This is a genomic window from Clostridia bacterium, assembly GCA_036562685.1.
Classification (GTDB): Bacteria; Bacillota; Clostridia; order Christensenellales; family DUVY01; genus DUVY01.
In genome coordinates, this window is sequence record DATCJR010000099.1 from 1 (window position 1) to 8769 (window position 8769).

9 protein-coding genes are annotated in these 8769 nt (G+C 35.0%); 8 read left to right on the plus strand and 1 reads right to left on the minus strand.

What is annotated here, in order from left to right; genetic code table 11:
* On the minus strand, positions 1-1089 hold a 1089-nt coding region (locus VIL26_04670), incomplete at its 3' end, for a hypothetical protein (GenBank protein HEY8390229.1).
* 321 nt (positions 1090-1410) lie between these two features.
* Here VIL26_04670 and era point away from each other — a divergent pair.
* The 8 genes from era to VIL26_04710 form a co-directional block, all read left to right on the plus strand.
* A complete protein-coding gene (era, locus tag VIL26_04675) occupies positions 1411-2280 on the plus strand; it encodes a GTPase Era (protein HEY8390230.1) in 870 nt (289 codons plus the stop codon).
* Positions 2281-2407: 127 nt separating this feature from the next.
* Positions 2408-3163, plus strand: a complete 756-nt coding sequence (locus tag VIL26_04680) for an FtsQ-type POTRA domain-containing protein (protein HEY8390231.1) — start codon at positions 2408-2410, stop codon at positions 3161-3163.
* Positions 3164-3299: 136 nt separating this feature from the next.
* On the plus strand, positions 3300-4400 hold the full coding sequence (locus tag VIL26_04685) for a cell division protein FtsA (GenBank protein ID HEY8390232.1): 1101 nt from the start codon (positions 3300-3302) through the stop codon (positions 4398-4400).
* Between the two features lie 38 nt (positions 4401-4438).
* On the plus strand, positions 4439-5581 hold the full coding sequence (gene ftsZ, locus VIL26_04690) for a cell division protein FtsZ (GenBank protein ID HEY8390233.1): 1143 nt from the start codon (positions 4439-4441) through the stop codon (positions 5579-5581).
* A 186-nt stretch (positions 5582-5767) separates the two neighbouring features.
* Entirely contained in the window at positions 5768-6613 is an 846-nt protein-coding gene (locus VIL26_04695) for a sigma-E processing peptidase SpoIIGA (GenBank protein HEY8390234.1), read from the plus strand.
* 48 nt (positions 6614-6661) lie between these two features.
* Positions 6662-7378: an RNA polymerase sporulation sigma factor SigE gene (gene sigE / locus VIL26_04700; GenBank protein HEY8390235.1), complete on the plus strand. Its 717-nt coding sequence runs from the start codon at positions 6662-6664 to the stop codon at positions 7376-7378.
* 75 nt (positions 7379-7453) lie between these two features.
* Positions 7454-7735, plus strand: a complete 282-nt coding sequence (locus VIL26_04705; protein ID HEY8390236.1) for a glutaredoxin — start codon at positions 7454-7456, stop codon at positions 7733-7735.
* Positions 7735-8769: HD domain-containing protein (locus VIL26_04710; protein HEY8390237.1), on the plus strand; the 1035-nt coding region annotated here is incomplete at its 3' end. The genes VIL26_04705 and VIL26_04710, both read left to right, overlap by 1 nt.

Here is an 8769-nt window from a genome sequence, read left to right on the forward strand (position 1 = left end):
ACCTCTTAAGAATCTGTATCCTAATTGATATTGAGCTTCAATATTTCCATTTTCAGCGGCCTTGATATTCCAATAAATCGCTTTTTGAATATCTTTTGTAACGCCTTGACCGTTTTCATATAGAGTGGACAGATGGAACTGTGCAAAAGGATCGCCTTTTTTGGCAGCTTCATAATACCATCTTGCCGCTTCGGCGTAATTTTTTTTAACGCCTATTCCGTATTGGAAGCAATAAGCTATGTTGCATTGAGCGGCAATATGTTTTTGTTTTGCGGCCTTTAAAAATAGTCCTGCGGCGTTAGTGTAATCCTGATTAACGCCTTTTCCAAAAAAGTAACACATTCCCAAAGCAAACTGGGCATCGCTTAAACCTTCACGAGCTGCTTTGGTGTACCAATAAACAGCGCCTTTGTAATCCTGTTCTACGCCCATTCCAAACTCATAACATTCGCCCAAAGAATATTGCGCTTCGAGATTGCCGTTTTTGGCAGCTTTTAAATACCAATAAACTGCCCTTTTATAATCTTTTTCTACGCCATGTCCGATTTTAAAATAATTTCCTAGGTTGTTTTGAGCATTGCTGTCGCCTTTGTCAGCAAGCTGAGCATACCAGTATGCCGCCATAGCTTCGTCTTTAGGCGTTCCAATTCCTTTATTGTATAATTCAGCCAGCTTGTATTGAGCTTCTACATAACCTTGGCGTGCCGAAGGTTTGTACCATTTTACAGCTTCAGATGAGTCTTTATTGACGCCTAAACCAAATTCATATAGTGAACCCAGCTGGTATTGTGCCGAAGCATGCCCAGCGATAGCTGCCTTTTTTAGATAATAAAAAGCTTTTTGAAAACTTTGGGCAACGCCTTCGCCATTTTTATAGCACATACCCAAATGATACAGCGCAGAAATATTATCCTGTTTTGCAGCTAAGGCATACCAATACACAGCCTTTGATAAATCACGCTTTACACCTACACCGTTATAATAGCAATTAGCAACTTTAAGTTGTGATGGTGCATCATTCAAAAAAGCCCTATCAAAGGATTTTTTTAATTCTAGAGATATTTCTTCGCCGCGATATATCAAATTCAAACACCTTTAAAAGGATTTTTTATATTAATGCATATTGTATATAATTTTTGTGATAGTATTTATATTATAAAGGATTTGATAGCTTTAATCAATATCTATTAAACTAATTAATATTTATTAGTATATAAAGATGTTTTTGGCAGAAATTACTTCTTAATTTTGAAAACATAAACTTCAAAAAGCATAGACACAAATTTTGCAATCTGCTACAATATAAAACGATTATTAACGGATTATTATGTTCTTTTAGAAATCAAATTTAAATTATATCAAGAAAAGTAAAGAATATAAAACTTTTGCGATAAGGAAAAAGGTAAATTAATGAAATCAGGATTTATTGCCATTGTCGGCAGACCTAATGTAGGAAAATCAAGTTTATTGAACGCAATAATTGGAACTAAGGTTACTATTGTTACCCCTAAGCCCCAAACAACTAGACGCAGAACAACTGGAGTTTTAACTCAAGAAGATACGCAGCTTGTGTTTACTGATACGCCAGGTGTTTTCAAACCTCGTAATAAACTGGGCGATTATATGATGCAAGAAGTTGCAACAGCCACAGACGAAACGGATGTAATAATGATTGTTTTGGATGCTACAGATGGTTTGACTCAAACCGATAAGGAGCTGTTGGAGCAATACAAGGATGCGACGCTTGTTGTAGTAGTTAATAAAATTGACATAGCTAAGCCCGAGCAGGTATTTCCTATTTTGGAAAGACTCAAAAATTATAGCGATATAGCAGAAATAGTACCTGTAAGCGCGTTGACAAGAAAAAATATAGATGAATTGATTCAAGTTCTCAAAAAGTATTTAAAAGATGATGTATTTTATTATCCTGCCGACCAAATAACTGACCTTAATGATATGGAGCGTATTTCAGAAATCATTCGTGAAAAAGCTATGTTTTGTTTGCAACAGGAAATTCCTCACGGCGTTGCAGTAGAAATCGAAAGATTTTCTAATGACAATATCGCAGAAATCGATGCATTAATAATATGCGAAAAAGAAAATCATAAAGGAATTATAATAGGCGCAAAAGGCGCAATGCTGAAAAAGATAGGCTCAATGGCGCGAGCTGAACTTGAAAAAATGCTTGGCAAAAAAGTGTTTTTGACCTTGTATGTCAAAGTAGTAAAAGATTGGCGTGAACGAAAAAATGTGCTTTATGATTTGGGTTATAAAAGTTAAGACTAATATAGATGCCGTAAATTGATTTACGGCATTTTTTATTATAAAAAGAGATATTTTTTGCCAAATTAATCGCCTTTTTTATTTCATTATATGTTTTATAATTGGTTAATAAGAGGGGATTATATTGCGCAAAAAATTGATTATTTTATTTTCTATTTTAACTTTTGTAGCTGTTATGATTATTTTTAACAGTACTGTTTTTACTGTTAAGAAAATTTCAGCTGTCGTAACTAATGTTCAAGACACATCGCTTTGCCAAAAGATTATAAAAAACGCTGATGTACCAGTGCAAAGTATTTTTTTTCTTAGCGAAAAAAAGATAAAAGAAAATGTAAGCCGTTCGGTACCTGAAGTTAAGGTAATCAAGATAGAAAGAAAATTTCCTGACAAATTAATAATCCATGCTTATAAGCGCACTAAAATATGCTACATAAAATATGACAATGTGTTTTATATTTTAGGCGAAGATTTGGTTGTGATTGATATAATTAATACAAGACCTACGGGGATCGCTGAATTATTTTTATATAATGATGTAGATATGATCAATGCAAGAAAAGGTTTTGAATTGGATATCCAAACTATCGCGAAAATTGATTTGTTAAATCTTATAAAATGTATTAAAAATATAGGGTATCAATATTTTGAATTAATTCAAAAAATTCATTATTTTAGAAAAACCAATGATATATATCTAAAAACTTTTTCTGGGGTTACCATTCATCTAAGCAACACCGAGAGATTGCAGGAAAAGACGGTTATAGCATTTTCTTTATACAACCATACGCCTGTTTATCGCACCAGCGGAACAATAAGCGCTTATATCGACAAAGACGGCAATCTAAAAGCTTCTTATAGACCAGAAGAACTAGATTTTTAAAATAAAAGGGCTGTTTTTGTGCCTAAAATTGATTAATCTTTTTTGTATCATCATATGGTTCGAGATATTATTTAAACCTTGACTAAAAATTCCCTTCCATATATAATTATTATAATTAAAATATATAAGGAAACTAATGAGTAAACACGCAGCGGCAATATTGTCCATTAATTCTTCCCGCATAACTGTAGCAGTCGGATCTAGAAGTGTAAACAACACTTTTAATATAAGCAGTGTTGGCGAAGCGGCATATGACGGCTATTCAAATGGCGAATTTATTGAGCCTAGAAAGCTGTCTGATGCTGTATCCGAAGCTCTAGAAGCAGTCAAAAGCGTTCAAAACACTTTTGGGAGAATTTATGTTGGAGTACCTGCCGATTTTTTAGAGTGTATTGTAAAAGATGTTAATCTGTCATTCTTGAAGCCAAAAGCAGTTAAACCTGACGATATTGAAAGGCTTCTTGATCAAGGCGGATTTGACGTACCCGATTATATGCTCATTAATCGTTCACCGTTATATTTTGATGTTGATGGACTCAAATCGCTAAAATATCCTGAAACCAAAGTTTCCAAAATAAGCGCTAAAGTCAGCTATATTTACGCCAAAAATATTTTTATTGAGCTTTTTAATGCTATCTTAGAAAGCGAAGGCTTTTCCGAGGTAAGATATTTGGGAGCGCCTTTATGCCAATATCTATATCTTATTGAGGACAAGTCAGCAGAAAAGAAATCTGTTATTTTGGACTTAGGACATATTTCTTCAGGCATTTATTATGCTCAAGGTGAAGGACTTACAGGTTTGCAAAACTTCTCTGCCGGTAGTGGTTATTTGACATTGACATTAATGGAAGGTTTGCAGATAACATACAAACAAGCCGAAGGATTAAAACAGCAGCTTGTTTTAACTCTGGATCCCTCTGAAAATGAACGCTATATTATAGACGAATTTTCTGCGGCAGTGTCCGCTGCCAAAGCCAACGAACTTGCGATTGAAAGCATATATAACATGGCAGAAAGCGCGGCAGAAAACATCGAAAAAATGGGCGTAAAGTTTGATGAATACACTTCAGTTTATATGACTGGCGAGGAAATCTGCAGTATGCGAGGGGTAAAAGATATCTTTGAAAAAGTGCTAGGCATTAGCATTGAGATTTTGAAGCCTCAGGTACCTATGCTTGACAGACCGCAATTTTCTCAAATAGTTGGTTTGCTGGATTTGGCATTAACTCATAATTAAAAATACAAGTACTCTATGGTGGAGGACAAGAAAAAATCATGACAAACATTGACGAATTAGCCGCCCCGGTTTGTAAAATCAAAGTTATAGGCGTTGGCGGTGGTGGTGGTAACGCAATAAATAGAATGAAAGCAGTTGATATAAAATCAGCTGAATTTATATCTGTTAACACTGATCTTCAAGCACTTAGAATGTCTAAGGCTGATATTGTGTTGCAAATTGGTGCAAAACTTACCAAAGGTTTGGGAGCAGGTTCTGATCCCGAAATTGGAAGAAAAGCAGCCGAAGAAAGCAAAGACGCAATAGAAGAAATAATTGGCGATGCTAACTTGGTGTTTATTACTGCGGGCATGGGCGGCGGTACCGGTACAGGTGCAGCACCCGTAATTGCAGAAATCGCTAAGCGAAAGGGTATATTGACTGTAGGCGTAGTTACCAAGCCTTTTGGATTTGAAGGAAATGTGCGTATGCAAAACGCGCTAAAAGGTATCGAAGCCTTGAGAAAAGTAGTTGATACCTTGCTTATAGTTCCTAACAACAAGCTTTTGCAGGTTTTCCCAAAAGGAACACCTATGGTAGAAGCATTTAAGTATGCAGATGATGTTTTAAGACAAGGTATTCAAGGTGTTACCGATCTAATTGTCGTTCCGTCATTGATTAACCTCGACTTTGCCGATGTAGCTACCATAATGAGAGACAAGGGTATGGCGCACATGGGTATCGGTGAAGGAAATGGCGAAAACCGTACCATAGACGCAGTAAAAAAAGCTGTTTACAGCCCGCTTTTGGATACAACTATTGACTATTCAACAGGCGTGCTTATCAATGTGTTTGGCGGCATGGATATAACTTTGGATGAAGTTAACGAGGCAGTCGAACTAGTAAAAGAAGTTGCAGATAAAAATGCCAATATCATATTTGGTGCTGGCTTGGATGCTAGCCTTAACGGCAAGATTGTAGTTACCATTATTGCAACAGGCTTTGACAAAGGCTTACCTACTTCTTCTTATGTTCCTTCAGGTAATGCTGCTGGAGCTTACGGCACACCTCCTGCTAAAAAATCTACTTTAACGCCTTTTGGACAATCCAATGCAGCAGCGGAAACCTTTGTTTCTAAAATAAATCCCGATCCTAACAATGAAGAAATTCCGCTTTGGATAAAAAAACACTTTAAGAAATAAAAAATCGTAAGACCAGGTTAAAAGAACTTGGTCTTTTTTTGTAACACGATCAAGATATTGCGAATATATAATAAAAGGCAAAAATCTTTTTCTTTTATTTTACCCTCCCTATTTTTTTAAAGGAAGTTTCGCCGAATTTGACAAAGAGCGAAACTTTTTTTATTTTTGGTCATATATAATCTGACCATGGAAGTTTATATTGAGTATGTAATCATTGATAATTTTTTTATTACTTTGGCTGTTTTGGTGATAGCGCAAAAATGTTTACATATAGATATAATTTTATACAGGCTCATAATTGCCTGTGTTTTCGGCACAGTTTGTGCAGTCTTAATTCCTTTAATAAACATCCACATTGCTTTGTTGATTGTTCTAAAAGCCGTAAGCGGAGCGCTTATTTGTCTAGTTGCATTAAGAACATGGAGTTTTAAAAAATTTTTAAGATTATATGCCACGTTCTTAGGCGTTACATTTTTTTTGGGCGGTATGGCTATAGCTTTACTTTATATGCTTGGAGAAAACATAAAGAACATTCTTACGGTCAATTATTTTAATGAGTTTCCGATAGGCGTAATCGTATCATCAATAATATTGGCGGTATTTTTTTGCCAAAACATCTTTATAAAAATATACAAGACCAAAGAACTAAAACCTTTTGTACGCAAACTAGAAATCATATATCAGGGAAAATCTGTTTGTCTAAACGGGCTTATTGACAGCGGCAATAATCTGTATGATCCGGATACTAACCTGCCTGTTGTAGTGGTTAACAGCAAAACAATTTATCAGCTTATGCAGGACGAGGCGATTTTGGATTTGGCAAAAGGCAAAAAAGTTCAGTTCAGATGCGCAAAAGTTATAGAATTTGGCACGGCATCTGATATAAGCAGAATGTTAATTATAAAACCCGACAAAATTTTGATATATTCGGGCGACCAAGTGAATACGATATATGATGTAATGCTTGGATTTGCCAAAAAAAATATAGGCGGACAAACTTATGAAGCGCTTATTCATCCTGCAATAGTATAAGACCAAAAAAGCACTAAAAATTTTATAAAAAACACTTCGGAGGTTATTATGTTATTAATAAAATTGGTTGCAAAGGTCATAAAAGAACTGTTTGGAGAAGAAGATTGTCAAAATTATCTTAATTATATTTATGGCAGTGAATCTTTGCCTTTGCCTATGGATATTGAAGAGGAAAATGCGGCGTTGTCAAGGCTTGAAGCAGGCGACAAAGAAATAAAATCCAAGCTGATAGAAAGAAATCTGAGGCTTGTCGTATATATAGCAAGAAAATTTGAGAATACAGGCGTAGAAGTGGAAGACTTGATAAGCGTAGGCACAATAGGACTTATAAAAGCGGTCAATTCTTTTGATGTAAGCAAAAAAATCAAACTCGCAACTTACGCATCGCGCTGTATAGAAAATGAAATTTTGATGTATTTAAGACGCATAGTCAGATTAAAGAGTGAGATATCATTGGATGAACCGCTCAATGTAGATTGGGAAGGCAATGAGCTTCTTTTGTCAGATATTTTGGGCACAGAATCCGACCTTGTGTATAAAAACATAGAAACATCAGTAGAAAACGACCTGCTATGGCAGGCAATAAAAAAACTCAATAACCGTGAACAAGAGATAATGCAGTTAAGATTTGGCTTGGGAGGAAAAAGTGAAAAAACTCAAAAAGAAGTTGCCGATATGCTGGGTATTTCTCAATCATATATTTCAAGACTGGAAAAGAAAATCATTTTCAGATTAAAAAAAGAAATGTCAAAACAGGCCTTATAATGATTAATTGTTTTATAGGCATATTGCAATATGAGTAAAAATTTGTTAAAATAAAAAACAGAGGCAAAAATACATATGAAAAATGTTGAGATGTTTTATCTAAAAAGTTGTCCGTATTGCAAAAAAGCAATGCGTTTTTTGGACGAGCTTAAATCCTCAGATGTCAGATATAAAGATATTAATATAACTATGATTGAAGAAAGCGAGCAAAAAGAGCTTGCTGATTCTCGTGACTATTATTATGTTCCTACATTTTATGTAGACGGTAAAAAAATCTTTGAAGGCGCACCCCAAAAGTCAGATATCCAGCATGTATTGGATACGGCTTTAGAAGAAACGGTTTCGGTAAAGCGTTGATGTCATCAGGTTTTGATTTTTCTGTTTCGCAGGAACTAAAAAAACGAATAAAGCTTAAAAATGAGATGTACAGTCCTTTTGCATCCAAAGATTTTGATGCAATAAGACGTAATTCGTCTATAAGTGAAAGTGAATACAGAACACCGTACATAGTCGATATTGACCGTATAATACATAATCTTTTTTATAATCGCTGCGTTGACAAGACGCAGGTTTTTTCCCTGTATAAAAATGATGATATAACAAGGCGTGGTTCACATATCCAGTATGTTTCCCGCATCGCTCGAACTATAGGTGCGGCTTTGGGACTTAATTTGGATTTGATAGAAGCCATTGCTTTAGGCCATGACATAGGACATACGCCTTTTGGACACAAGGGCGAGCAATTTCTTAATGAAAAATACCATCAGCACACAGGCAGGTATTTTAACCATAATGTCCATAGCGTCAGAGTTTTGAGTACTGTTACCACTTGCAATCTTACATTGCAGACATTGGACGGTATTTTGTGCCATAACGGCGAAAAATCAGAAGATGAATACAGACCAGTTCCAATTTATGATTTTTCTGAATTTGATAGAAAGCTAGAAAAATGCTACACCGATCCCCAATTTGTAAGAAATCTTAATCCTTGTACGCTTGAAGGCTGCGTGGTTAAGGTCAGCGATGTTATTGCATATCTTGGAAAAGACAGACAAGATACTTTTAAGGCGTTTGGAAAAGAATTTGGCAATATTATTTATAAACGAAAAAACAGAGATATTATAAAAGAAGTTACAGACAGCATTATTTCTAACAGCCTGGATAAGGGCTACATAAAAATGGACAAGTCCGTTCATCAAGAAATTTTACAAATGATGGACGAAAATTATAAATTAATTTATCGCAATCCCAAAACTGTTCAAAGCTATGAAACCATAAAGTCTATGTTTGATATGATGTATGAAAGATTTTTGTATGAACTTAAAAACAAAGACTATAATTCATATATCTATAAACATCATATCGATTATGCATATATCAAACAAAATTAT